The organism is Stenotrophomonas sp. T8 (assembly GCF_051853085.1).
GTDB classification, from domain to species: Bacteria; Pseudomonadota; Gammaproteobacteria; order Xanthomonadales; family Xanthomonadaceae; genus Stenotrophomonas; species Stenotrophomonas sepilia.
On record NZ_CP195329.1, the window covers coordinates 2086712 to 2110314 of the forward strand.

Genomic DNA, 23603 nt, shown 5'->3' on the forward strand with positions numbered 1-23603 from the left:
AACAGCCAGATCACCGGCCAAGGGGCCGGCATCAGCGTGATAGGCGAAACATTCAGGCGGCGCGCTGTGCTGAATCTGGACCGTACGCAAGTCATCGGCCAGCTGGTCAGCACTGCAGATCCGGCACTGGCCGGCAACGGCATCGTCGCTTTGGAGGGCTCAGACATTCACGTGGGCAACGGAAGCGTGGTAACTGGCGCACAGAACGGCATCTACGCCGTAGGAAGTTCCACCAGCCCCATCGCCTCCACGGTGGTCATCGACGCTTCCAGGGTGGAAGGCAACGCAGGTGCCGCACTGATTGTCCCCGCACCCACATTGGCGCGCATCCCAGACTCCGACGTCCGCTTCACCGTCCGCAACGGCGCGCAGCTGATCGGCAGCAACGGCAACCTGCTGGAAGTCACTGCGGCCGCTGCCACCGTTGGCTTCACCGTCGACGACTCCAACCTCTCCGGCAACATCATCAACACCGCTGGCAGCATCGTCGATGTCGGCCTGACCAATAACGCCTCGCTGCGTGGTGCCACCGAGAACATCACGTCGATGGCGGTGGACAATGCCCGTTGGCAGCTGACCGGCAGCAGCAGCACCGGCTCGGTGTCGCTGGGCAGCGGCGGCGAGATCGCGCTCGGCGACGGCTCCGCCTTCCACAGCCTCAACGTGGCCGGCAACTTCAGCGGCGCCGGTGGCACGATCATCTTCAACACCGTGTTGGCCGGCGACAGTGCCGCCACCGACAAGCTGATCATCGGCGGTGACACCAGCGGCACTGCCAACGTGCGCGTCAACAATGTCGGCGGCGCCGGTGCTCAGACCGACACGGGCATCGAACTGATCCAGATCGGTGGCGCATCCAACGGCCGGTTCAACCTCTCCGGCCGCGCGGTGGGCGGTCAGTACGAGTACTTCCTGCACAAGGGCACCGGCACCGATGGCAACTGGTACCTGCGTTCGCAGCTGGCGACCGTGCCTGACCCGTGCGTGGCGAACCCCGACTTGCCGGAATGCCGGCCAGTCGATCCGGTCGATCCAGTAGATCCCGTGGATCCCGTGGATCCCGTCGATCCCGTCGATCCCGTCGATCCCGTGGGTCCGGTCGATCCGGAACCGGTGCTGCGCCCCGAGCCAGGCGCCTACCTGGCCAACCTGCAGGCGGCGCAGAGCATGTTCCGCGTCGGCTACCACGATCGCCACGCCGGCCAGAATGCCGGCCGCGTCTGGGCACGCATGGACGGCTCGCGTAACGGCTTCGATGCCGTCAGCCGCCAGCTCGACATCCGTGGCAACAGCCAGGCACTGACCGTCGGTGCTGATCTGTGGCGTCACGATTCGGGCAGCAGCGTGGGCGTGATGCTGTCCAGCGGCAACGCCAGCAGCACCTCGACAAATGAACTGACCGGCTACTACGCCCGCGGCAAGGTGAAGGGCGAGGCGCTGCGCCTCTACGGCACCTGGCGTGGCGGCAACGGTGTCGACCCGTATGCAGGCTTCTACGTGGATGGCTCGGTGCAGCGTGCGCAGTTCCGCAATCGCGTGGAAGGCATCGGCCTGGACGCGGAACGCTACGACAGCCGTGCCTGGCAGGGTGCGGTGGAAACCGGCTACGCGTTCCGTGTGGGCGGTGCCAGCAACGGTGGCATCTACCTGGAGCCACAGCTGCAGGTCGGCTACAGCTGCTGGGACAGCAACCGCCACACCGAGGCCAACGGCACGGTGGTGAGCACCGAGAATGCCAATGGCCTGTTCGGCCGCGCGGGCCTGCGCCTGTCCGGCGTAACCCGCCCGGGCAACGGCGCGGCGGAAGTGCAGCCGTACCTGACCGCCAACTGGCTGCACACCCGCGCCGAATCGCAGATCCGCATGGATGACGAGATCGCCGATGCACGCGTGCCGCGCAGTCGTGGCGAGTTCAGCGGCGGCGCATCGGTGAAGTTTGCCAACGGCGTCGGTGCCTGGGGCGGCCTGTCGCTGCAGCGGGCCAGCGGCTATCACCAGACCAGTGCGCAGGTGGGTGTCAGTTACAGCTGGTAATCGGTCGCCTTCGGCCCGTGGTCGATTCGATTGCGGGTTTGTCTCAAGGCGGGAGGTGTGGCTGCCGGACTGGGGTTCGCGGCCACGGCGTGAAGGGCGCGACAGGGATTGTCGCGTCCGCCACTTGTTTGCCGGGATCTACAACGGTGAGTGATGTGACCTTTCGATTCTGCCCGTTCGGCAGACACCATCAATGAGCGTTCCACGTCGTGATGCGTACAGGATGGCGCCGCAGCGGACATGCCGCTGCCGGGATTGGAACCCCCGAAAGGAAGGACAGAGATAGCCCGTCGCAACTACGGCGGGCGATGCGTGTGGCCGTCAGGCCCTCCGGTTTTCTCTGTTCCTTCCGGGAGTTCCAAGCACGCATCGCCCGCCACCCTTGCGGTGGCCCTCGCACCCAAGGAGTTTCCGCATGAAACACCCACGCCCGCTCAGCCCGGCCATGGAGTCGCTGTTCCAGCGCATCGAACACGCACTCAACAGCGCCGAAGGCATGGCCATCCTCATCGGCGAGCAATACGGCCCCGAGCCGAAACCTCCCGCGCCGATGGGCTACGACGCCAAGCAGATCGCCAATGCGATGGTCATGCTGAGCCAGCATGGGCGTTGCCTGCTGCAGAAGTTGCGCGCGGAAGCGGAAAAGGTGACCTATCACTAGACCGCGATGCAGCCAAGCCTGCTCGTCGCCGTGCGGGCCGCAGGCAGCGACTGCTGCCCTCAACCCGGCAACGCGCTCCGCAACGTGGCGAGGTCGGCGCTGTCGACCGGCCTCACCACCCGCGCCACTTCCTGGCCGTCATGCAGCAGCACCACTGTGGGCCACAGTTTTACCTTGAAAGCACGCCCCAGTGGCTTTCCCTTGCCATCTTCGATCTTCCAATGCACCAGATCATGGGCGTCCACAAACGCCTGGAGTGTGGGCTGCGCGCCCTGGCAATGGCCACACCAGGGTGCACCGAACTCGAGCAGCAGCCAGCCCGCCTGAGCTTCCACGTCCGCGCCGGCGGGCTCCGCCGCCGGGTAGTCACGCATGAACGGCATGGTCGTTACCCCGCCAAGGCCTTCTGGATGTCCTCCACCGGTGAATTGGTCAGATCCTTGGCAATATCGCCCAGCAGGCGCGCCTGGACCTCCTTGTGCAGCAGCGGGCGGATACGGCCCAGCGTGGTCGGGTCTGCCACCAGTACCAGGTGTGCATAGCGATTATTCAAGGCATCTTCGTTGAGCTGCTCAGCCACCTGCTTGGCGAACGTCGCTTCGTTGAGCTGCGAAATGGACATGTCCTTCGGCACCGCACCGGCCGGCCCCTGACCTGAGATACCCTGCTCGCTGATGTCCTGCAGGCGCAGTTCGCCTTCCTGCTTCAACGTCAGCTGATGTTCGTCGCCAACGTTGGTGAACACGCGGGCCGAACCACCATCGGCGACGATGATCAGCGTGCCTTCGGGAATGCGACGGGTCATGCGATGCTCCTTCTCGATTGCGTTCGGCACTACCGTAGACAGCACTGCGTGAGCGCTGCGGCCAGGGTTCGTTCAACGCGTGTCATCGCATGCGTTGCGGATGAACAGGCGCCATGGAACACAGCGTGCAGATCAGCCCGCTTCTCCGCATGCTCACGCCGATGCCGTTATCATGAACCGATGATCGACACGACCCACTACGTGACGGGCGCACCTGTTACGTGGGAAGCACTGCCGACCGGCGCTTCGCTTGCCACGATGGCTCCCGCCCTGCCCTTCCATCGCCTCGCGCTGGATCCCGGCGGATGACGCCCGCAGGCGCTCTGCCTGCATTCCCACGCTGACGTGACCGCTGGCCGCTGATTGCGCGGCTGCAGCGGTCTGTTTCCGCATGTCCACCGTTACGGCGGTACGTTGACGTGCGCGTGGCGTCGTGCCTGCGCACATTCTCCCTGCCCCCGATGCCCCTGCGCCACCTGCGTCTGCATCGCCGTTTCCGTTTCTCGGGAGACATCACACCGTCTATCCCGCACTGTATTTACCAAACAAGGAGTCCCCATGCAGGACACCCCCGATGCACACGCCCACTTCGGCTGGTTCAAACGCCGCCGCCACCTGAAGGTCGATGAGATCACCGTCGTCGACAAGCCCATGCTCAAGCGCGCCGTCGGCGCGGCCGCACTCGGCAATGCCATGGAGTGGTTCGACTTCGGTGTCTACGGCTATCTGGCGGTCACCATCGGCCAGGTGTTCTTCCCCTCCAGCAATCCCACCGCGCAGGTGATCGCCGCGTTCGCTACCTTCACCGTGGCGTTCCTGGTGCGCCCCTTGGGCGGCCTGGTGTTCGGGCCGCTGGGTGATCGCTACGGCCGCCAGAAAGTGCTGGCGTTCACCATGATCCTGATGGCGCTGGGCACCTTTTCGATCGGCCTGATTCCCGCCTACGAGCGCATCGGCATCTGGGCGCCGGTGCTGTTGCTGCTGGCGCGCGTGGTGCAGGGCTTCTCCACCGGTGGCGAGTACGGCGGCGCGGCCACCTTCATCGCCGAGTATTCCACCGACCGCAACCGCGGCCTGATGGGCAGCTGGCTGGAGTTAGGCACGCTGGGCGGCTACATCGCCGGCGCAGGTACTGTCACCGCGCTGCACATGCTGCTGAGCAGCGAGCAGATGCTGGACTGGGGCTGGCGCATTCCGTTCCTGGTAGCCGGTCCGCTGGGCCTGCTCGGCCTGTACATGCGCATGAAACTGGAGGAAACCCCGGCTTTCCGCGCCTTCGCCGAGGAAGCCGAGAAGCGCGAGCACGATCGTCCCGGGCTGGGCGCGCTGTTCCAGGTGCACGGTCGCCAGCTGCTGGTATGTATGGGCCTGGTGCTGGTGTTCAACGTGACCGACTACATGCTGCTGACCTACATGCCCAGCTACCTCAGCGTCACCATGGGCTATGCCGAGAGCAAGGGCCTGCTGCTGATCATCATCGTGATGCTGGTGATGATGCCGCTGAACATCGTCGGTGGCGTGTTCAGTGACCGGCTGGGCCGCCGGCCGATGATCATCGGCGCGTGTATCGCGCTGCTGGTGCTGGCCATTCCGTGCCTGCTGCTGGTCGGCAGCGGCAACGACGGGCTGATCTTCCTCGGCCTGATGCTGCTGGGGCTGGCGCTGGTGTGCTTCACCAGCTCGATGCCGTCCACGCTGCCGGCACTGTTCTACACCCCGGTGCGCTACAGCGCGCTGTCGATCGCCTTCAATGTGTCGGTGTCGCTGTTCGGTGGCACCACGCCGCTGGTGACCGCGTGGCTGGTGGAGCGTACCGGCGACCCGCTGGTGCCGGCCTATTACCTGATGGGCGCGGCAGTGATCGGCCTGGTGACCATGCTGTTCGTGAAGGAGACCGCCGGCCTGCCGCTGCGCGGTTCACCGCCGGCCGTCGGCTGCAGGAAGGAAGCCGCTGCGCTGTTGATGAGCGATGCACCGGTGACGGTGGACCCGGACCTGCCACCGCTGCCGGACGTTGCGGACCCCGAGCAGGAGAAGCCTGCGTTGTAGAGCAGAGCACGCGCTCGGCTGCCCTTCGGGGAATCAGCCGAGCATGGGCTCGGCTCTACAACGCACGCGCCCTCAATCGCGCGGACTGTTCAATTCCATCGCGCGCATCACGATGGGCTTGGCCCAGCCGGGCGTGTGCAGCAGGTCGGCTACCGCAATGGGGTACTGCAGTTCGCCTGCAGCCATGGCCAGTACCGGCAGCGGCACCACGCAGCCCTGCGCGTCGGCCGGTGCGCTGTTGTCGTAGACATGCAGCTCGGCCAGGTGTGGCAGCAGCTCCAGCAGGTTCGCGCGCGCGGAATCGAAACGCGCGCGGATCTTCTCCACCGGAATATCGTGGCCGCCAGCGGCCACCCGCGCCGCAACACGGGCGATATGCAGCTCGACATCGGCCAGGCCGCAGAACCAGATCGCCACGTGATGCCGTTCGCAGGCCTCACGCAGCAGGCGCGGAATGGTGTTGCCGCCGAGCGTCGTCTCGAAGGCGAAGTCGGTGCCATCGGCCATGGCCTGGCGCAGGCGGCGGGTGCCTTCCTGCCATGCCTCGGCGTTGGCCTCCGGCAGCGGCCAGCCGGCGTCGACCAGGCGACGGGTGAACGAGTCCGGATTGAACCAGCTCAGTCCTTCGGCGTCCAGCCAGGTGCCCAGCAGCGAACTCTTGCCGGCGCCATTGACGCCGGCCAGCGCCAGGATGCGTCCCATCGATCAGAGCGGACGGCCGAGGGTGACTTTGCGGCCGCGCCGGATCGGCTGGCCCAGTACCTTGCCCAGCCCTTCTCCGCGCTGCAGCCCGGCCAGGGTCTGGTCGAACTCGCTGCGCAGGCGCAGCAGTTCCTCGCTGCGCTCATCGGCATCGCCGCCGGCAGCCTTGGCCAGCAGCTCCTGGTAGGTGCGGATATCCACGATCACCGCTTCGGGGTGATTGTGGTTGGTGATGACCAGCGCCTGCTTTTCGCGCACGGTGCGCATCAGGCTCGGCCAGCCCCGGGTCTTCACCGACGAGGCGGGGGCCTTCTCGAGGCCAGGCAGATCCAGCGGCAGGGTCATCACACGGCTCCAGGCGGGGTGGATAAGCGACACTATACCCAATTTGGCCAAATTGGAGATAAATACCCTTTTACCCAGGCAGCCCGGAGTCCGGGGCGTCGGTCTGCAGCAGGCTGTCGCGCTCGCGCAGCGGGAAGCGGATCCAGGCATCCAGGCCTTGCGGGGCAAAGCGCAGCTCGCCGCTGCCGGCCAGTTCATAGGGCACCCGTTGCTCGATCAGGAACCGGCCCAAGCCACGCTGGCGTGGCATCTCCCACCCCGCCACCTCGGCATGGCGCTCGCACCAGTGCAGGCCCAGCCACGGCTGCCCATCCTGCACCTGCAGGTGCCAGCAGACATCGATCCGGCCGTCCTCGTGGGCCAGCGCGCCATACCGCAACGCATTGGTGGTCAGCTCATGGATGGCCAGCGACAGTACTTCGGCCGCCTTCGGTGGCAACAGCACATCCTCACCCTGCAGGTGATAGGCGGCGGCGGCCGGCGTCTGCGCCGCGATCTCCTCCTCGAGCATGCCGCGCAGGCAGACCCCTACATTGGCGCCACGGGTCAACAGGCTCTGCGTGCGCGCCAGTGACATCAGCCGCGCGCACAGGCGCTCGGCATACTCGTCCACGCTGCCGACCGATGCGCGGGTCCGCCAGGCAAGGGCATGGATGGTCGACATGATGTTGCGCACGCGATGCTGCAGTTCGGCCAGCAGCACCGATTGGCGCTCGGTGGCACGCTTGAGGTCGTCGATGTCCACAGCGATCGCGAACACGCCACTCACCCCGCCATCGGCATCACGCAGCGGTGCGGCGGCGACACGCGTCCAGCGCGCGCGCCCATCGTCATGGATGAACTGGAACTCCAGGCCTGGGACCATCGTCTCCCCCCGCAGGGCGCGGGCGATGGCGAAATCGTGGGGTTCGATGCGCGAGCCATCGGGATGCGTACCCTGCCACCGGTAGTGGTTGGGGCGATCCGTGGAGGGCACCTTGCCGGTGGGAAGATAGGTCCGCATCTGGTCGTTGGACAGTTGCAGGTTGCCGTCGGCATCGACAATGCAGACACCCACCGGCAGCACCTTGAAGGCCAGCGCCAACCGGCGGTCGCTCTCACGGCGCTTCTGTTCCTCGCGTTCGCGGGCCGCCTGCGCAACGTGCGCGGCCGTCGTTTCGAACATGGTCACCAGCACGCCGTTGATGCACCCGTCCTCTCCGCTTATGGGGCTGTAGGTGATGGTGAACCAGACATCCTCCAAGCGCCCCCGCCGCGCCAGCGGATAGAGCTTGTCCTCATAGGTGATGGTCTCGCCCTGCCACACACGCTGGTAGATCGGGCCGTTGATGTGCCAGACCTCGGGCCAGCACTCGCGCGTCGGCTGGCCCAGTCCGCCAGGATGCTTGTCAGCCAGGATCTCGGCATAGCCATCGTTGTAGAGCTGCACCAGCTGCTCGCCCCACAGCACGATCATCGGAAAGCCGTGCGCAAGCATCAGGTCGACGGTGGCGCGCAGGTGCGGCGGCCATTGCTCGATCGCACCCAGTGGCGTGCCTGACCAGTCGTGCCGGGCAATACGGGCGGCCATGCCGTCATGGCGCGCATGCGCCTGCAGCGACGGCGGCATGCCCGCCGGGCGCTCAACGGCCCGGAGGCCTTCGGTGTGGCGCGACATGCCGCGCAATCAGGCGATGCCCGCAGGGGCCTGCGGCGTCGCCACCAGTCCCGCCAGCTGCTGGACCAGGGCCTCGATGTGATAGGGCTTGGTGCAGCGTGGCGCATCCGCGAAGCGGCTGGGCAGGTTGTCATCGTAGCCAGAGGTCAGCATGAACGGCGTACCCGCTTCGGCCAACCGGTCGGCCAGCGGGTACACCTGTTCACCGCCCAGGTTGATGTCCAGCAGGGCCACATCGATGGGGTTGTCATCCAGCAGCCGGCCGAGTGCCTGCAGGTCCCCGGCCGGCCCCACCACCTGCGCGCCCTTCAACTCCAGGTAGTCCACCAGGAACATCGCGATGGCGAATTCATCTTCCGCCACCAGTACTCTCAACCCTTTCAGGCCTTCTGGTTTGTTGCCCGCTTCCAGCACGACCGGCGCTCCTCGATACACGCGGCCCACCTCCGCCGCAACGGTCGTAGGATGCGCGAACCGGGCTACAAGGGCGCGTGATGATCGATGAAGATCGCAGCCGCGGCGCATTCACTCCGGCCTTGCAGCGGTGCGTTCAGAACGCACGCTCCCATTTCAGGCTGAGCAGACTGCGGTCATGGCTGTACAGCCAACCGACGTTGCTGTCGATGCGGGCGTAGCGCAGGCCCAGGCTGGGCACCAGCCCGCCCACCGCCAGCCGCTCGCTGCGCACGATGGCGATCAGGTTCTGTTCGTCGTCCTGCCTGCGCGCCTCCAGCAACGGACTCCAGGCATCATAGTCACGGCGACGCAACGACACGAACACCGTGGCCGTGGTGCCACTCCACTGGCGCGCCGCGCCCAGCCGCAGTCCGCGCTGGCGGTAGCCGTTGGCCGGGTCGGCTGCGCTGCTGTCGGTCAGGTCCATGCCCGCGAACAGGGTCCAGCGCGGATTGAGCGCGCGGAACCAAATGGCATACAGCGCTGCCAGATCGCCATCGTAGTTGTCAGCCAGGCCCGGCTCCCGGTAGCGCTGGCGCTTCCAGTCGGCCTCCAGCTTGAGCAGGCTGCGCCCGTCCAGGGCGTACTGCCACTCGCCGTGCACGCCGCTGCCGCCCTGCAGGGCGTGGTTGCCCAGCGCCTGGAAGTCATAGCTCGGCGCCAGCTGCAGGGTGTGCCGTGCACTGCGCCAGCTGTAACCGGCCTGCACGCTGGCGTTGAGCTCGTTGTATGCACTGTACCCGCGCCATGCCTGACCGAAAGCGAGACCGCGCACGTAAAGTCCATGATGGCCGGCCCACGCCCAGCGCCGTTCCAGGTTGGCGTCGTAGTCCAGGCCGGTGGCGCGCTGCGCTTCGGGTAGCGTGCGTTCGATCAGGCAGGTGTCGCCGACGACGAACAGGCAGGTGCGGCTGGCCGAACTGCGGTTGATGTTGTCGCTCCATGCAGGCCCGGCGGCGACCGCCGCCTTCCAGCGCCTGCGTGCCTGCAACGCGTCCAGATAGCTGTCCACGCGAGCGCGGACACCCGTAGTGGCCGGATCGTTGCTGTCGATACCGGCCTTGATTGCACCGAACAATGCCACCGCCTCGCGGTCGCGCTGGTCTTCGGCATAGACGCGTGCCAGTTCAAGGCGGGCGGGCAGGAAGTCCGGCTGCGGTGCCAGCAGCGCTTCGTACTCCCGTGCAGCGCGCGGATGGTCACCGGCCACGCGGGCCAACGCACCCTGCGCGTAGTGGCGCAGCAGCGGATCGTGCCCCGGAAGCTCGATGTATTCGGCCAGGAACGCCGCAGCGGCCGGCCACTGCTGGTGCTGCAATGACAGGTAGAGGGCCTGGCCGAGATCATCGACGGTGCGCTCAACCCGCACGGTCTGGCCGTCGATGGTGAGCGTCGGCCGTTGCGATTCGGCCTGCTGCAGGCGCTGCTGGTCCTGCTGCTGGTGGCGCAGTTCGCTGCCCTGTTCGAGCACGCGGCGCAGATCGTCCTGCTGGGCGCGCACGTCGGCGGCAACCAGCAGCAGGAACACAAGGAAAATGGGGTGGCGCATGGTCGATCCGTGGCGGTGCATGCAGCGGGCCGAAGCAGGGACTGGCGGATCGCGGCTTGTCCCTGCCCTGCCCCGTCAGGGGCGTGGCTATCAGTTCTTGCTGCCGCCGAAGGCGGTGTCGTACTGGCTGTTGCCGGCGAACGTAGCGATACCGGCCAGGGTGGCGGCGTTGGCGCCGAAGAACTGGCCCTGGCTGTTGCCGGTGACCGAACCGTTGGCCACAGCGGTGCCGGCGAAGGACGCATCGGCGCTGTTGATGTTGGCGTTGATCGCCAGGGTCTGGCCACCACCGGTCAGGCCGCCGGTCAGCTTGCCGGTACCGAAGTTCGCGGCGAAGGTGCCGCTGAGCAGGTTGCTGCCGTTGAACTTGTTCAGGCCGGCCACCGCGTACGTGGCGGTGCCGCTGGGCAACGTGGTGCCCGCGCGGTCGCCAGCGAAGTACACCTGGCGGTTGTTGAAGCCACCCGCGGCGCCATCCTTGGACCATTCACCGAACCACACATCGCCACTGCCCACCTTGACGAAGTTGAAGTGGCCCATGCCGGCATGGTTGCCGGGGGTACCGGTGATCGGCATGGCCAGCGTACGTACGGTCACGTTGCCCACGGTGGTGGGGGCCGAGTATGCGGCCAGGCCCTGGAAATCGACCGGCTTGGCGTTGGAGACGGTGCCGACACCGATGCCGGCCTTGCCGGCACTGTGCGGGCCGCCGTTGACTTCGGAAGCACCGACCTTGACGTACAGCTGCGAATCGGTGGCCGCGCTGGCCGCACCGACGATGTCGGCAGCCTGGGCAGCACCGGCCAGGGCAAAGGTGGCGGCCACGGCCAGTACGGAACGGGAGATCATCTTCATGGAACTACTCCTTGGGTTGAGGGAACTACGGGTACAACAACGGAACAGGTCATCAGAAGCGCGCGGTGACACCGAGCTTCAGCGTGCGCCCTGGCGCCGGCAGCGTGGAGCGCGTGGCCGGGTCGACGTAGTAGCGGTTGCCGAGATTGGTGCCGACCAGCTCGATGCTGGCATGGTCGTTGATGCGCCAGCGCGCGTAGGCATCGACGGTGGTGATGTTTCCCCAGGTGAACGGCACGTTCTGCCAGATCAGGCCACCACTGCCGGCGTACAGGCGGTCACGGTAGGCCTGCAGGTCCGGGTTCTGGTGGCGCTGGTAATGCACGATGCGGCTGCCCAGCTCCAGGCGCTCATCGAACAGCCGGGTGCCCAGCGACGCGTTCACCGACAAGCGGGGAATGGCCTGGGTCAGCAGGTAGCCACTGACGAAGCCGTCCTGCACGCAGTTGGGCACCTTGCCGGCGAGTGCATCGAGCTGCACCGCCATGCTTTCGTCACAGACCTTGTTTTCCAGCGTGCGGGTGATGCCCAGGTCGGTGAAGAAGCGACGGTTGTCGAACCGCGCCTGCAGCTCCACGCCGCGGATGCGCTGCTTGTCCAGGTTGTCGAACAGGAAATTGCCGTCGCGCTCGATGACGTTGCGGGTCTTGTGCACGTAGTAGGCCAGCTTCACGTCGGCATCCGCGGTGTTGCCGAACAGCGCCGACAGGTTGTGCACGTAGCCCACTTCGTAGTTGTAGGCGTGCTCGGGCTTGAGCGGGTACAGCGGGTTCAGGCTGCTGGAGAACGCGATGGTGCTCTCGAACATGCTGGGGAAACGCACCGCCTCGCTGTAGCGGACGTAGGCGCGCGCATTGGGCGAGAAATGCGCGGTGGCCGAGAAGGTCGGCAGCCAGGCATGGTCGCGCCTGCGCTCATTGCGCCCGGACACCGTCTGCGGCCGCCCGCTCTGGATGCTGCACAGGATCTGCGCACCCTGCACCGGCAACCGCCCGGGAATGGTCGCCACTTGGCCATTCAGGCAGGGGTTGCTGGCACGGCTGTAGTTGCCGTCCGCATCCGGCAGCCACGGAATGGTGTGGTCCACCGCAACCGGCGTCTCATACCTGCTCAGCAGGCCCTTCAGCAGATCATCAACGATGAAGCCCATGCCGATGCTGTCCCAGAACGCGCGCTGCGACTCGATGGCGTCGATCTCGCCCTGCAGGCTGGCCGGGCGTTCGGGCAGTTCGTTGACGCGGTAGCGGGCCTCCTTGGGGAACACCGAGGTGGTCATCAGCTCCGGGTGGTCCTGCAGGAAATCATCAAAGGCCCAATAGCGCGCGTAGCGCACGCCAGCACTCAGGGAGAGGAAATCCACCGGCAGCCAGTCCAGCACCAGGTAGCCCTCACCTTCCTGGCGGCGTCCTGCGCGCGGGTACATGCGCCAGCCATCGCTGACGCCGAAGTACGGGTCCGCCGAGCGCAGTTTCTCGAACTGCCAGTTGCCGCCCACGGTCAGGTCCAGGGTGGAATGCAACGCGAAGCGGTTGCTCAGGGTCAGGCCGGTGCGGTCGTTGCGGGCATTGGCCAGCGCGGTATTGCGCAGGATCGGGCTGCTGCCGGGGTTCCAGTCGGGGTTGCTGGCAAAATTGGGGAAGCCGCCAGCGGTGTACGTATCGCTGGTGGTTTCGGTGCGCCACAGGTTGGCACGCAGGTCCAGCCAGCGGCTTCCGGCGGGCTGCCAGTGGTATTCCAGGTTCCAGGCATCGGCATCGACGCGGCTGAGCGGCCACTGGATGCGACCGTAGTCGGGCGCGGACAGGATGCGCGAGGGCATGATCTCGCCGTAGTGCGAGAGCGTGCGCCGCCAGGTCGCGCGCAGCTGCTGGTCGTCGTTGATCTGCCAGGTCGCCTTCAGCAGCCACGATTCCTGCTCGCTGGAGGTATTGGGCACCTCGTCGCCGGGCTTGAAGTAGCGCGCCAGCGTGGTGATGTAGTCCAGGCCCTTGTACTCGAACTGCTCGCGCGGATCCTGGTCGTAGTACGCCGCGCCCCGGGTGCCGGAAAAGTAGTTGCCGCGCTTGCGCCAGGCATAGGCCGCCATCAGGTCCACGTGTTCGCCACGCAGGCCCAGCGCCAGCCGCCAGGCCTGGTCTTCCCCGGCGAACACATTGGTTTCAGAACCGCGCGACTTCACCGGCACCAGCAGCGTGCTGTCGGCATACGGTGCCGAGGGCGAGCCCTGCGGGAACCCGGGCACCGTGCGGTAATCCTCGCCGGTATGCAGCCGCGGCAGGCGTGGCGCCACCGCATTGCTGCTGCCTTCGATCTTCAGCTCCCCGCCGAAGCGCTCGCCGGCAGCAACAATGTCGTCAACGTCGATGGTCTTGATCACCAGCGCGCCACCGATCCCGCTGTGCACATCGCGCACCAGCCCTGGCCCCTTGATGACCTGGATGCCACCGATCAGGTTGGGATCGATGTAGTTGCGGTTGCTGACGCCGTTGTAGCCGCGCCAGACCGTGAGCGCCTGCTCGCCACCGTCGATGCTGACCGGCACCCGCCCCGGCCCCTCGATGCCGCGGATGTTGATGTCCAGCGCGCCGCTGTTGCGCGCATCACCGCTGAACACACCGACCAGATCCTTGACCACGTCGGCCGGGTTGGAGCCGCGATAGCGCTCCACACGGTCGCGCCCCGAGTACGCCGTGGTCAGATCCAGCGCGAACACATCATCGTAGCCGCGCCGATCGCGGGCCTCGCCCCCTTCCGACTGCAGGCGACCGGCCACGTCCAGTGTTTCGGTCACCCGCACCCCTTCCCCTTCCCCTTCCCCCGCCTCCGCTGCGGCGCGCAGGCTCCAGGTGCCATTCATGCCGCGCTGGGCACGCACACCACTGCCGCGCAGCAGCTGCTGCAGGGCCTGCATCTGGCTGTACTCGCCGCTCACCGCGCTGGATCGACGGCCCTCCACCAGGTCACTGCGGAACACCACCTGCACATCGGCCTGGCGGCCAAAGCTGCGCACGGCATCGGCCAACGGTTGTTCCGGAATGGCGTAAGTGCGCAGCGGTGCGGCCACTGTGGCTTGCGCCTGCACCACCGGCACCCAGGCCAGCGGCAGCAATGCGGTGGAGATGGCCAGGGCTAGGACGGTAGCGCGACGATGACAGGCGGATGCCGTGGACGGCATGGACAGGAACTCCTCAAGCGGGGCGGGACCACGGGCACGTCCGGTGCCCGGTGGTGTGTCTGGCTTGAGAAGAAACGCGGTTTCGCTCTGGCTATACCTCTATAGACAGCGGGGTACGACGACTGCCCACGGTTTTTTCATGTTTTTTCATGCAGCCGGTTCATGCGTGCTCCGCGGGCGCTTCACCACACCAGCAACGCACCACCGGGCAAGCGCTGCACCCGCAGTCCCGCCTGCGCGGCCACGGCGTCGATGGCCGTGTCCGGCTGCTGCAGATGGAACAGGCCACTGACCCGCACGCGTGTGCCCTGCCCGGCCACCACCCAGACCGGGGCACGCCGGTAGCGGCCGAGATCGGCGATGGCCTGCGCGGCAGGCAGACCGTCGATCACCACCTCACCACGGCGCCACGGCGCCATCGCCTCCGGCGCGGCCTGCCGAAGCGGCTGCAACCAGCGCCCGTCACGGAACGCGCGCACCTGCCCGGCGCGCAGGCGCTGCACGCTGCCATCGCCCGGGCGCACATCGACCACGCCCTCGCTGACGTCGGTGGTGATGGTGGCGCCCTGCATCGACACGCTGAACGCCGTACCGATATCGCGGATCTGGCCACCGCCGGCCTCGACCTGGAACGGTCGCTGCTCATGCGCCACCTGGAACCAGGCCTGCCCGCGCAGCAGCTGCACGCGCCGCTGCTGGCCATCGAACGTGAATGCCAGTGCGGTGCCGGCATCGAGTACCGCCGTGCTGCCGTCGTCCAGCCGCACCACGCGCGGCGCATCGCTGCTGCGCACATCGCTGCGCGCCAGCAGCAACGCGTGCGGAGTGGCCGCGACCATCAGCACTGCGGCCGCAACACTGGCGAGCAGCCAGCGCAGACGGCGGCGCGGTGCGATCGGGCGCAGCCCCTGCCGATCTGCGGTCAGCTCGGGCAGCGCGGCCAGCACCTCGGGCCCGGCAGCGTCCAACCGCTGCCAGAAGGCCTGCTGCTGGCGCCAGGCCCGCGCGTGGCGGGGATCGGCCTGCAGCCAGCGCTGCAGGGCTCGTTGCTGGCGTTCCGGCAGCGGGCCTGCACTGCGCAGTATCACCCAGCGCAACGCCTGCCTGGCCTGACGCGGCGAGGGTTCGGAGGTGGTCATGATTGTGGCCTGCCGCACCACGAACGGGTGCGCTTTCCTGTTGTGACAACGGCGGGCGCGATCTGCCCACGGTAATCGCCACTCATCGACGCATTCCCTGCTGCTGTTGTTGGATCAGCAGCGCTGCGCGCAGCACATGCTTGCCGACCAGGCTCTTGGAGATTCCCAGGCGCGCGGCGATTTCGCGCTCGCTCAGGCCCAGGTAGCGGTTGAGCACGAAGCACTCGCGCACCTGGGCCGGCAGGGCGAGGATGGTCTGGGTGATCTCGCGCAGCTGCGCCTGGTCCAGCGCCTGCGCCTCGCCATCATGCCCTGCATCGCCCATGTCGACGGCGTACTCGGCCATCGCTCGCCGCTCGCGCGCGTCGGCCTGGCTGCGGTTGAGCGCGTGATGGTAGGCCATCCGGTACAGATAACCGCGCGGCTCCAGGATGGGCGGATCGCCGGGCACGCTGCTGGCCTTCAGGTACAGGTTCTGCAGGGTGTCCTCGGTACTGGCCGGGTCGAGATAGCGTGCGATGAAGCGGGACAACGCGCGGCGCTCGCGGATCAGCAGCTCGACCAGCGCCAGGGCATTGGGAGACATAGGTGCCAAGGCCGGACCGGGGAATGATGGGCGTGATGGCGACGGTCCGGACGTGGATTGTGGGCTGCGCGGCCGTGGGCGGCAAGCCGCGGGCTCGTTCATCCACGCATGGCAGGTGCTCTGCGAACTGCAGCGCGACTGGGCCCGCTCGGCAACGGTCCCGGATTTCATGAACCTCTTCATCGCAACCGGTGGTACCGCGGGCATCCAGTTCTCGTACGATCGTACCGAGTGATGGGGTGGCGGCCCCGGTCCTGGCTGGGGCCGCCCTTTTTGGCGCAGTCGAGCGTGGCTCGACGCCACAGACAGATGGAGAACGTGATGGCCTACGCACGCATTGTTTCGACCGCCGACAACTATCTGCACCACATCAGCAACGGCAGCTTTGATGTGGATGCGGACGAGCCTGCCTCGCTGGGTGGCCAGGGCAAGGGCTTTGCGCCGTTCGACCTGTACCTGGCCTCGCTGGCGGCGTGTACCGCCATCACCCTGCGCATGTATGCGCAGCGCAAGGGCTGGGATCTGGGCGAGTTCCATGCCGAGCTGCGCTCGGAACGTGACGAGGATGGACGTTTCCACGTGCACCGCGTGCTGCATGCCAGCGCCGAGCTGAGTGATGCGCAGTGGCAGCGGTTGCTGGAGGTGGTGGAGAAGACCCCGGTGACCCTGGTGATGCGCGAAGGTGCACGCATCACCAGTGAGCGCGGGGGTGCTGCGTAACCCCATCCACGCATGGCGTGGATCTACTGTAGAGCCAAGCCCATGCCCGGCTCTGCAAAAGGCTCAGCGCCGTGAATGCAGTACGGTGCGCTGGCGCATCGCGTTGAATTCCTGCTCTACCTGCTGGATATCCTCGGCCTGGAACCCGGCCGCGTCCAGCAGCTGGTCGGCGGCGGCGGCCGCCAGCGGATCATCGTCACGCTGGCGCCAGCAGCGCGCTGGCAGGAAGTAACCCACTTCGCTGCGCCCGCGCATGATCACCACCGGCCGGCCCGCATACAGCAGGAACTCCGCCAGGTGCTGGCGCAGCCCCTCCACCGAGACATAGGCCGGGCCGACGCCCAGCGATCGGCTGGACGGTTCGGAACTTTCGAACAGCTTGCGACGGCTCATCCACTCCTCCTTATGTGCAGCGCGTGGTCTCCTTTCCCTAGACGGGCGCATCGCTGCACCCCCGCCACGCACTACGTGATCCACATCACGCCGTCACTCAGAACCCGGTATTGAACTCCAGCTGGAACACGTCGATCGACAGTGGAGCACCGGACACTTCCTTGGCCGCCATCCACTTGCCGCTGATCCAGCTGCGCGCGTCCAGCGCGTAGGCGCCGCCCACGTAGTAGCCGCGGGCATTGGTGCCTCCGAGGTGGAAGTTCGGGTCGTTGTAGGCGTCCGGCAGCGCATCGGCCTCGATGCGCTTGTAGCCCAGCAGCGCCTGCCACTGGCCCTTCTCCTTCAGGTCGGTGGCACCGAAGGTGGCCTGCACCATCCAGGCGGTGTCGCCGCTGCGGAAGGTGTCGATGCTGGCGGTACCACCGGCGCCGTAGTTGTTGACGATGCCGTTGTTGGCGCGGCTGAACATCGCCTGCTTGTCGTAGGCCAGGTTGCGGATGTAGTCGCCGTCCAGGCGCAGGCCGATGCCCTGGGCCAGCTGCGTATCCCAGCGCAGGTTCAGCGTGGCCAGGCGGAATGCCGAGGCCAGGCCGACGTACTGCGGGGTGGGCGTGTTGGCTGGATCCAGCGGGTTGCGTGCGATGTCGCGGATCAGCATCAGGGTGTTGCCCTTCTGCATGAAGGCCGGGCGCGACCAGTCGGTGTCGCAGCCGACCGCGCCTGCGTACAGCGCGCACGGCGAGGACAGGCGGCCGCTGATGTTCTTGAAGTCGTAGTAACCCAGCGCCGCGCGCAGCGCGTTGTCATCGTTGAAACGCCAGTTCACGCCGACCTGCGCACCGGACAGCCACTTGTTCTCGTTCGGAGTCTTGACCCGGCTCTGGCTCGGCGAGCTGTCGGAGGTGTACTCCAGCGGCACCACCGCGAGGTTGCCGAACAGATCGAGGTCGCCGTCATCGAAGTCATACTTCAGGTTCGCAGCCAGGCCATCGAAGTTGATGTCGTTGGAGAACAGCGTGTCGCTGGTCCAGAACGGATTGCCGAAGCGGCCACCGCGCACCGTCACCCAGTCCGCCGGGCTGTAGGCCAGCCAAGCCTGGTCCAGCCACACGTCCTTCTTGCTCAGGCCGCCACCCAGCTGCTCGGTGGTCGACACCGGGCCATTGCTGCTGCCGCTGGCCAGGCGCACGCCGGCCGTGGTGTGCTGGCCGATGGTTGCCTCGATGCCCAGGCGCGCACGGATGCGCCACAGGTTACGGCGGTCCTGGCGGGTGTTCAGCAGCGGCGGCAGCTGCAGGTTGGTGTTGGTGTTGGTGTCGAAGCCGTTGCCGGAATTGATCGACGACCAGTTGCTGACGATGTCGCTGTTGCGTTCGGAGAAGAAGCGCGACTCGCTGCGCACGCGCATGTCACCGGTGACCTTGATGCGCTTGGTCCACTCAGCCACTTCGTTCGGCGCCGCCCAGCCCTCGGACCTGGCCTGCGTCATCACCTCCTGGCGCACCTCGTCACGAATGCCGTCGCGCACGCTCTGCGGTACGTAAGGCACGCGCACGTCACCGGGCTCCAGGGCCACGCCACCACTGGCGGCCGGTGTCCCGGCGGCCGCGGTGTGCTGCAACGCCGCTGCTTCGGCCTGCGCCTGCACCAGCAATGCCTGGCCGTCTTCGGGCTTCAGCGCACCACTGGCGATCAAGCCCTTGATCAGCTTGACCATGGTGGTTTCGGCGGCCATCGCACCGGCCGGGGCGGCCAGGCTGAGCAGCACGGCGCAGCACAGCAGCGCCCGTCGGGCCGGCCGCGGGCGGCGGGAATCGGTTCGTGCGCGGACGTGGTCGTTCATCACGGTTCTCATCGAATGAAGGGAAATCACGGAGTTCGAGGAATCAGGCCCCGGGCCGGCGGCCCTGGATCAGGACGCGGGCGGGGAAATCAAGCGACGGCGGCGGTGCCTGGTCGACCTTGCCGATGCGACGCAGTGCATCGAGCACGGCCGCGTCGGCCTCCTCGTTGCCACTGCCACGCACCAGCTCGACCTTTTCCAGGCGACCATCGCTGGCCAGCCACACATTCACCTGCAACTGGAACGCCAGGCGCTTGACCTTGTCGTCGCGCGAGATCGCCTGCTGCATCAGGTAGCCGAGGTAGCGCCCATAGGTGGCATTGCCGGCACCGCCACGACCGACACCGGACGAACCGCCACCACTACCGGACTGGATGCCGAAGTTGTCGCCACCGGCCTGCGCGTCGGCATTCATCGTCACCGGATCGCTGTTGTCCGGGGTCGGCGTCGGCTCTTCGGCCGGCGTCGGCTGATCCAGCGGCTCCGGTTCGGGCATCGCCTCTTCCGGCGGCGTTTCCGGTTCCGGCGGTTTCTCCGGCGGCGGCGGGGGTGGCGGAGGCGGTGGCGGCAACGCCAGCATCGGCGGCTGCACCACCGGCCGGCGGGTGCTTGCGGTGTCCTTGAACAACAGCCACCACAGCGCGACGCCAAGCACCAGCAACGCGGCCAGCACCAGCGCGACGGTCACCAGCAACGGGCGGCCACGCATGCCGGGCTCCTGCCGAGGGGGTTGATGGGCGGTCATGCCTCAGCCCTGCGCCTTGCCGGTGACCAGGCCGACCTGGGCCAGCTCCAGGCGCCGCAGCAGGTCCAGCACCTCGACCACGCGGGCATACTGCACCTGTGCGTCGCCGCGCACGATCACCGGGAAATCCGGCGTGGTCGCGCGTTCGGTACGCAGGCGATCTTCCAGCTCGGCCATCGTCACCGGGTAGGCATCCAGGAACACCTGGCCGCTGGGGTCGATGGTGATCGCCTTGGTCTTCGGCTTCTCCAGCGCGACGCTGTTGCTCGCCTTCGGCAGGTTGACCTCGATGCCGGGGATGGAGGCGTTGCTGGTCAGGATGAAGATCACCAGCACCACCAGCAGCACGTCGACGAAGGGCGTCACGTTGATGCCCTTCTCGCGCTTCTTGATGCCGAACTTCGCCTTCTGGCCCATGGCGCGCCCCTCAGCCCTGCACCGCGGCCGGGCCGCGCCCGTCCTGCTCTTCGGCCAGGCGTGCGGCGAACTCGTCGATGAACACTGCCATGTCCGCACCGATCGCTTCGGCACGCGCGCCCAGGTAGTTGTAGCCGAACAGTGCCGGGATCGCGACGCCAAGGCCGGCCGCCGTACACAGCAACGCTGCGGCCATGCCGGGTGCCACAGAGTTGATGTCGACCGCGCCGGCCATCGCCGCCACCACGAACACCAGCATGATGCCGATCACGGTGCCGAACAGGCCCACATACGGGGCTCCCTCGATGGTGGTCGACAACCAGTTCATGCGTCGTGCCATTGCCTCCTGCTCACGCACCATCACCGCATCCATCGACGCGCGGATCGCCGCGATGGTGGCGCCACTGAGGTAGCCACTGTTGCCGTCGCGCTGATGGCGCTGCTGCATTTCGTCGATGGCCACCTGGTAGATGCGCCACAGCGAACCGTCGTGCATCGCGGTGGGTGCCTTGCCCTGGCGGTCCATGTCGGACAGGGTGCGCAGCGGTACGCCGGACAGCTTGCCGAAGCTCTCGGTGAACACCGCATTGGCCTTGCTGGTACGGCCGAAGTGGCGGCTCTTGGCGATCATGATCGCCCACGACAGCAGCATCATCAGGCCGAGGATCGCGACCACCACCCAGGCGTCGAACGGCATCGCCTTGAGGATGAAGGCGAAGTGGCTCTGGCCGGCGGACTGCTCGTCGGCGCCGTAGCTGATCAGCCGCGAATCGGCACCCTGTGCGGTGGCATCGGCCAGCAGCAGCGCGGCCGGCCGTGCCACGCGCGAGATGCGCAGTTCATCCAGCGCACCTTCGAAGTTGGCCAGTGGCTGCACCGCGCCCGGCGCATCGGCACCCACCACCGGAGCCGTGCCCAGCGCCGGCAGCGCACCGCTCAGCTGGGCAACGACGCGCCCGTTGAGGTACAGCTGCAACGCGCCCTTCTCTGCCGTCAGTGCAACGTGTGCCCACTGTCCTTCCGGAACCGGCTGCGCGGGCGTGCTGCGCTGGCCATTGAGCTGCACGAACGGCACGCGGTTCTCGATGCCCAGCACCAGTTCGGACGCGCCATCTCGGCGGGCGTAGATGGCCTGCGCAGCGGTGTTGCTGCCGGGCTTGATCCAGGCCGAGACGGTCAGCGGTGCACCCGCTTCCTGTGCCAGCGAGGCGCTGGCCGGCAGCGGCAGCGGCGCGGTGCCCAGCTGAACGCCGCGACCGATCACCGAGCCTTCCGCCGGCGGTGCCACGGCACCGGCGTTGTTGCCGTAGGCGGTGGTATCACGCGCCGGGGCGTTGGCCTCGGCAAAGTGGTAGACCAGCGTATAGTCCGGATCGAACACCTGCTGGCCGTTGCCGCTGGCCGGGGCCTTTTCATTGCCGTAGTACATCCAGATCGTCTGCGGCGCGGCGGCACTGAACGCAGGCACGTCCACCCAGACCAGGGCCAGGCCCATCTTGGGATCGAACTGTTCGATCTGGTGGGCCAGCACGGTACGGCCATCACCCGAGACGAAGCGCAGGTCGTTGCCCGCATCCTGGGTGCCGTCGAAGCCGAAGTTGCCGGTATGCAGGCGCAGCAGCAGCGGCGTGCGGCCCGGGTCACCGGCCAGGCCCGCGCCCTGCGGTCCGGCGTCGATGGTGATCGGCTTGCGGTACTTCCATTCGGCCTGCCACCAATTGGCATCGGCCGCAGCCGTCGGCAGCGCAATCAGCGCGGCCAGCAGCAACAACACTCGGGAAAGCAAACGGTCCATGCGAAGGGTCTCCGGAGAACGCATGTTCAAGGGAAGGGTCAGTAACTGGTGCTGATGTTGAAATGCAGGCGCGGATCGTCCTTGCGCGTGACCGGGCCATCGGCATACGGCCAGGCGTAGTCCAGGCGCAGTTGCAGGTGTTCACCCAGGCGCAGCTGCGCGCCCAGGCCGACCGAGGCCAGGTTGTACTTGTCGCGCTGTTCGGGCAGCGGCTGGCGCAGGCGCAGGTAGGCTGCGTCGGCAAAGCTGTAGACACGCAGGTCGGCGCCGCGCCACAGTGACCACGCAGGCGTGCGCCATTCAAGGCTGGCCAGGCCGCCGTAGTCGCCGATCGCCTCGGCCGACAGGTAGCCGCGCACGGTGTACATGCCACCTGCGGCGAACTGCTCGGCCGACACCAGTGGCGCATCGGTTACCTGCAGCGAGCCGCGCGCATACCATTGCCAGTCGCTGCCGAAGGTATGCGTGTTGTCCACGTCGGCCTTGAACGCCACGAAACTCGGGTCGGCCCAGTAGCGCTTCTGCCCGAACGCCGTGGCGTCGCTGCCGTAACCGAACAGGCGGCGGGTACCGGCCACCAGCTGGGTGTTGATGCTCAGCTGATCGTGCTCGCCCTGGCGCACGCCGACGAAGGCCAGGGTGATCGGCGCGTACTTCAGCGGCGTCTTCAGGCTGTCCTTGCCCATCTGCGTGTCCTCCTCGGTGTCCTTGAAATCCACGCCGAGGCTGAGCTGGCGCCACCACTGGCTGCTGCCCGGCAGGCGGTAGTTGAGCTTGAGGCCGATCGAATGGCCGTTGCCGATCACATTGGTGCCGGTGCCGGTGCCGACCTGCCCACCTGCATCCAACACGCGGCTGTCGGATCTGTAGCCGGAGGCTTCCAGGCTCCACGGCGTGCCTTCGAACGGCATTGTGTACGAGGCCGAGAACACCTTGGCCTGCTTCGTATCTTCCGGCGCCAGATACACGCCAAGGTTGGCGCTGTGCCCACGCTTCCACAGGTTGTCGTAGGCCAGCGATGCACTCAGGCGCAGCTTCTCGGTGTCGGCGCTATGGTCGTTGTTGAGTGACGCACTGGCACGCCACGGCGACTTCTCCTCGACCTGAAGGTACACATCCATCGTGCCCGGCACCTGGCCTTCGCGCACCAGCGGCATCACCTGGCGACGCCCGCCTTCGTTCAGTGCAGCCAGTTCCTTCTGGGCCTGGTCGAAGTCGGGAACCTTGCCTTCCGCCAATGCCGGCACGCGTTCACGAATGCGTTCGGGCGATTCGTGGCGGGTACCGACCACGCGCAGCTGGCCGATCGGCGTCTGCTGCACCTTCAGCAGCACCACGCCACCGCTGACCTGCTGCTCGGGCAACTCGACGTAGACCGACTGGTAGCCGGCCTGCTGGTAGAGCGCGTGGACCGCATCGCGCGCCCTCTCCACATCGGCCAGGGTCTTGCCTGGGCCGAGGAACGGTTCCACCGCACGTTCAATCTCCCGCGGATCGAGCACTGTGTTGCCGCGCACGATGTATTCGTTGATGTTCACGCTGGGCGCGGGTGCTGCCTCCTGCGCGAGCAGCGGCAGCGGCAGCGCTGCCAGCGCCAGCATCAACGGATGCAGGCGCAGCGGAAGGCGAACGGCTCGGCACGGAACAGGATTCATCGAAGGCATCGCGTCGTATCGA

21 protein-coding genes are annotated in these 23603 nt (G+C 67.0%); 4 read left to right on the forward strand and 17 right to left on the reverse strand.

The genetic code is table 11. From position 1 onward, the window contains the following. Positions 1-66 precede the first annotated feature (66 nt). The gene (locus ACSDHM_RS09850) at positions 67-2034 is read left to right on the forward strand and encodes an autotransporter family protein (RefSeq protein WP_439426928.1); all 1968 of its coding nucleotides are present in this window, start codon (positions 67-69) and stop codon (positions 2032-2034) included. Between the two features lie 415 nt (positions 2035-2449). Beyond that, positions 2450-2695 carry a hypothetical protein gene (locus tag ACSDHM_RS09855; RefSeq protein WP_088496249.1) on the forward strand — a complete coding sequence of 82 codons (246 nt, stop codon included), beginning with the start codon at positions 2450-2452 and terminating at the stop codon, positions 2693-2695. Between the two features lie 59 nt (positions 2696-2754). On the opposite strand, the gene ACSDHM_RS09860 is transcribed toward ACSDHM_RS09855, so the two are convergent. Then, positions 2755-3078, reverse strand: a complete 324-nt coding sequence (locus ACSDHM_RS09860; protein WP_072168822.1) for a thioredoxin family protein — start codon at positions 3076-3078, stop codon at positions 2755-2757. 5 nt (positions 3079-3083) lie between these two features. Continuing rightward, entirely contained in the window at positions 3084-3500 is a 417-nt protein-coding gene (locus tag ACSDHM_RS09865; protein ID WP_072168823.1) for a host attachment family protein, read from the reverse strand. Positions 3501-4058: 558 nt separating this feature from the next. Here ACSDHM_RS09865 and proP point away from each other — a divergent pair. Continuing rightward, positions 4059-5549 (forward strand): glycine betaine/L-proline transporter ProP, encoded by a 1491-nt coding sequence (gene proP, locus ACSDHM_RS09870; protein ID WP_439426929.1) that lies wholly within the window; start codon positions 4059-4061, stop codon positions 5547-5549. Positions 5550-5621: 72 nt separating this feature from the next. On the opposite strand, the gene ACSDHM_RS09875 is transcribed toward proP, so the two are convergent. From ACSDHM_RS09875 to ACSDHM_RS09915, 9 genes are all read right to left on the reverse strand, one after another. Beyond that, on the reverse strand, positions 5622-6251 hold the full coding sequence (locus ACSDHM_RS09875) for an AAA family ATPase (RefSeq protein WP_088496247.1): 630 nt from the start codon (positions 6249-6251) through the stop codon (positions 5622-5624). A 3-nt stretch (positions 6252-6254) separates the two neighbouring features. After that, a complete protein-coding gene (locus ACSDHM_RS09880) occupies positions 6255-6596 on the reverse strand; it encodes a type II toxin-antitoxin system prevent-host-death family antitoxin (RefSeq protein ID WP_057496078.1) in 342 nt (113 codons plus the stop codon). Between the two features lie 70 nt (positions 6597-6666). Continuing rightward, positions 6667-8253 carry a sensor histidine kinase gene (locus ACSDHM_RS09885; RefSeq protein ID WP_439426930.1) on the reverse strand — a complete coding sequence of 529 codons (1587 nt, stop codon included), beginning with the start codon at positions 8251-8253 and terminating at the stop codon, positions 6667-6669. A gap of 9 nt (positions 8254-8262) precedes the next feature. Continuing rightward, positions 8263-8667: a response regulator gene (locus ACSDHM_RS09890; RefSeq protein ID WP_005416747.1), complete on the reverse strand. Its 405-nt coding sequence runs from the start codon at positions 8665-8667 to the stop codon at positions 8263-8265. A gap of 136 nt (positions 8668-8803) precedes the next feature. Next, complete coding sequence (locus ACSDHM_RS09895; RefSeq protein ID WP_439426931.1) at positions 8804-10258, reverse strand: surface lipoprotein assembly modifier; 1455 nt, start codon at positions 10256-10258, stop codon at positions 8804-8806. 90 nt (positions 10259-10348) lie between these two features. Further along, positions 10349-11113 carry a Slam-dependent surface lipoprotein gene (locus ACSDHM_RS09900; protein WP_151355110.1) on the reverse strand — a complete coding sequence of 255 codons (765 nt, stop codon included), beginning with the start codon at positions 11111-11113 and terminating at the stop codon, positions 10349-10351. A 52-nt stretch (positions 11114-11165) separates the two neighbouring features. After that, on the reverse strand, positions 11166-14288 hold the full coding sequence (locus ACSDHM_RS09905) for a TonB-dependent receptor domain-containing protein (protein WP_439426932.1): 3123 nt from the start codon (positions 14286-14288) through the stop codon (positions 11166-11168). A gap of 182 nt (positions 14289-14470) precedes the next feature. Next, positions 14471-15427 carry a FecR family protein gene (locus tag ACSDHM_RS09910; protein ID WP_439426933.1) on the reverse strand — a complete coding sequence of 319 codons (957 nt, stop codon included), beginning with the start codon at positions 15425-15427 and terminating at the stop codon, positions 14471-14473. 82 nt (positions 15428-15509) lie between these two features. After that, complete coding sequence (locus tag ACSDHM_RS09915; RefSeq protein WP_065177682.1) at positions 15510-16013, reverse strand: RNA polymerase sigma factor; 504 nt, start codon at positions 16011-16013, stop codon at positions 15510-15512. A 321-nt stretch (positions 16014-16334) separates the two neighbouring features. Here ACSDHM_RS09915 and ACSDHM_RS09920 point away from each other — a divergent pair, with 321 nt between their 5' ends. Further along, positions 16335-16733, forward strand: coding sequence for an OsmC family protein (locus ACSDHM_RS09920; RefSeq protein WP_005416759.1), 399 nt, complete (start codon positions 16335-16337; stop codon positions 16731-16733). A gap of 63 nt (positions 16734-16796) precedes the next feature. On the opposite strand, the gene ACSDHM_RS09925 is transcribed toward ACSDHM_RS09920, so the two are convergent. From ACSDHM_RS09925 to ACSDHM_RS09950, 6 genes are all read right to left on the reverse strand, one after another. After that, positions 16797-17126, reverse strand: a complete 330-nt coding sequence (locus ACSDHM_RS09925; protein WP_088496241.1) for a hypothetical protein — start codon at positions 17124-17126, stop codon at positions 16797-16799. Between the two features lie 97 nt (positions 17127-17223). Further along, the gene (locus ACSDHM_RS09930; RefSeq protein ID WP_072168828.1) at positions 17224-18969 is read right to left on the reverse strand and encodes a putative porin; all 1746 of its coding nucleotides are present in this window, start codon (positions 18967-18969) and stop codon (positions 17224-17226) included. A 43-nt stretch (positions 18970-19012) separates the two neighbouring features. Further along, a complete protein-coding gene (locus tag ACSDHM_RS09935; RefSeq protein ID WP_088496240.1) occupies positions 19013-19678 on the reverse strand; it encodes a cell envelope integrity protein TolA in 666 nt (221 codons plus the stop codon). Positions 19679-19717: 39 nt separating this feature from the next. Beyond that, positions 19718-20131, reverse strand: coding sequence for an ExbD/TolR family protein (locus ACSDHM_RS09940; RefSeq protein WP_005409874.1), 414 nt, complete (start codon positions 20129-20131; stop codon positions 19718-19720). Between the two features lie 10 nt (positions 20132-20141). Next, complete coding sequence (locus ACSDHM_RS09945) at positions 20142-21926, reverse strand: DUF2341 domain-containing protein (protein WP_072168830.1); 1785 nt, start codon at positions 21924-21926, stop codon at positions 20142-20144. A gap of 38 nt (positions 21927-21964) precedes the next feature. After that, positions 21965-23581 (reverse strand): ShlB/FhaC/HecB family hemolysin secretion/activation protein, encoded by a 1617-nt coding sequence (locus ACSDHM_RS09950; protein WP_439426934.1) that lies wholly within the window; start codon positions 23579-23581, stop codon positions 21965-21967. Positions 23582-23603 lie beyond the last annotated feature (22 nt).

Excerpts from the sequence above, each read along its gene's own strand:
- ACSDHM_RS09910 (WP_439426933.1), bottom strand. The coding sequence starts at position 15,427 with ATGACCACCTCCGAACCCTCGCCGCGTCAGGCCAGGCAGGCGTTGCGC.
- ACSDHM_RS09925 (WP_088496241.1), bottom strand. The coding sequence starts at position 17,126 with ATGAGCCGTCGCAAGCTGTTCGAAAGTTCCGAACCGTCCAGCCGATCG.
- ACSDHM_RS09950 (WP_439426934.1), bottom strand. The coding sequence starts at position 23,581 with ATGAATCCTGTTCCGTGCCGAGCCGTTCGCCTTCCGCTGCGCCTGCAT.
- ACSDHM_RS09895 (WP_439426931.1), bottom strand. The coding sequence starts at position 10,258 with ATGCGCCACCCCATTTTCCTTGTGTTCCTGCTGCTGGTTGCCGCCGAC.
- ACSDHM_RS09875 (WP_088496247.1), bottom strand. The coding sequence starts at position 6,251 with ATGGGACGCATCCTGGCGCTGGCCGGCGTCAATGGCGCCGGCAAGAGT.
- ACSDHM_RS09885 (WP_439426930.1), bottom strand. The coding sequence starts at position 8,253 with ATGTCGCGCCACACCGAAGGCCTCCGGGCCGTTGAGCGCCCGGCGGGC.
- ACSDHM_RS09930 (WP_072168828.1), bottom strand. The coding sequence starts at position 18,969 with ATGAACGACCACGTCCGCGCACGAACCGATTCCCGCCGCCCGCGGCCG.
- ACSDHM_RS09940 (WP_005409874.1), bottom strand. The coding sequence starts at position 20,131 with ATGGGCCAGAAGGCGAAGTTCGGCATCAAGAAGCGCGAGAAGGGCATC.
- ACSDHM_RS09915 (WP_065177682.1), bottom strand. The coding sequence starts at position 16,013 with ATGTCTCCCAATGCCCTGGCGCTGGTCGAGCTGCTGATCCGCGAGCGC.
- ACSDHM_RS09935 (WP_088496240.1), bottom strand. The coding sequence starts at position 19,678 with ATGCGTGGCCGCCCGTTGCTGGTGACCGTCGCGCTGGTGCTGGCCGCG.
- ACSDHM_RS09880 (WP_057496078.1), bottom strand. The coding sequence starts at position 6,596 with ATGACCCTGCCGCTGGATCTGCCTGGCCTCGAGAAGGCCCCCGCCTCG.
- proP (WP_439426929.1), top strand. The coding sequence starts at position 4,059 with ATGCAGGACACCCCCGATGCACACGCCCACTTCGGCTGGTTCAAACGC.
- ACSDHM_RS09900 (WP_151355110.1), bottom strand. The coding sequence starts at position 11,113 with ATGAAGATGATCTCCCGTTCCGTACTGGCCGTGGCCGCCACCTTTGCC.
- ACSDHM_RS09905 (WP_439426932.1), bottom strand. The coding sequence starts at position 14,288 with ATGCCGTCCACGGCATCCGCCTGTCATCGTCGCGCTACCGTCCTAGCC.
- ACSDHM_RS09865 (WP_072168823.1), bottom strand. The coding sequence starts at position 3,500 with ATGACCCGTCGCATTCCCGAAGGCACGCTGATCATCGTCGCCGATGGT.
- ACSDHM_RS09860 (WP_072168822.1), bottom strand. The coding sequence starts at position 3,078 with ATGCCGTTCATGCGTGACTACCCGGCGGCGGAGCCCGCCGGCGCGGAC.
- ACSDHM_RS09855 (WP_088496249.1), top strand. The coding sequence starts at position 2,450 with ATGAAACACCCACGCCCGCTCAGCCCGGCCATGGAGTCGCTGTTCCAG.
- ACSDHM_RS09920 (WP_005416759.1), top strand. The coding sequence starts at position 16,335 with ATGGCCTACGCACGCATTGTTTCGACCGCCGACAACTATCTGCACCAC.
- ACSDHM_RS09945 (WP_072168830.1), bottom strand. The coding sequence starts at position 21,926 with ATGGACCGTTTGCTTTCCCGAGTGTTGTTGCTGCTGGCCGCGCTGATT.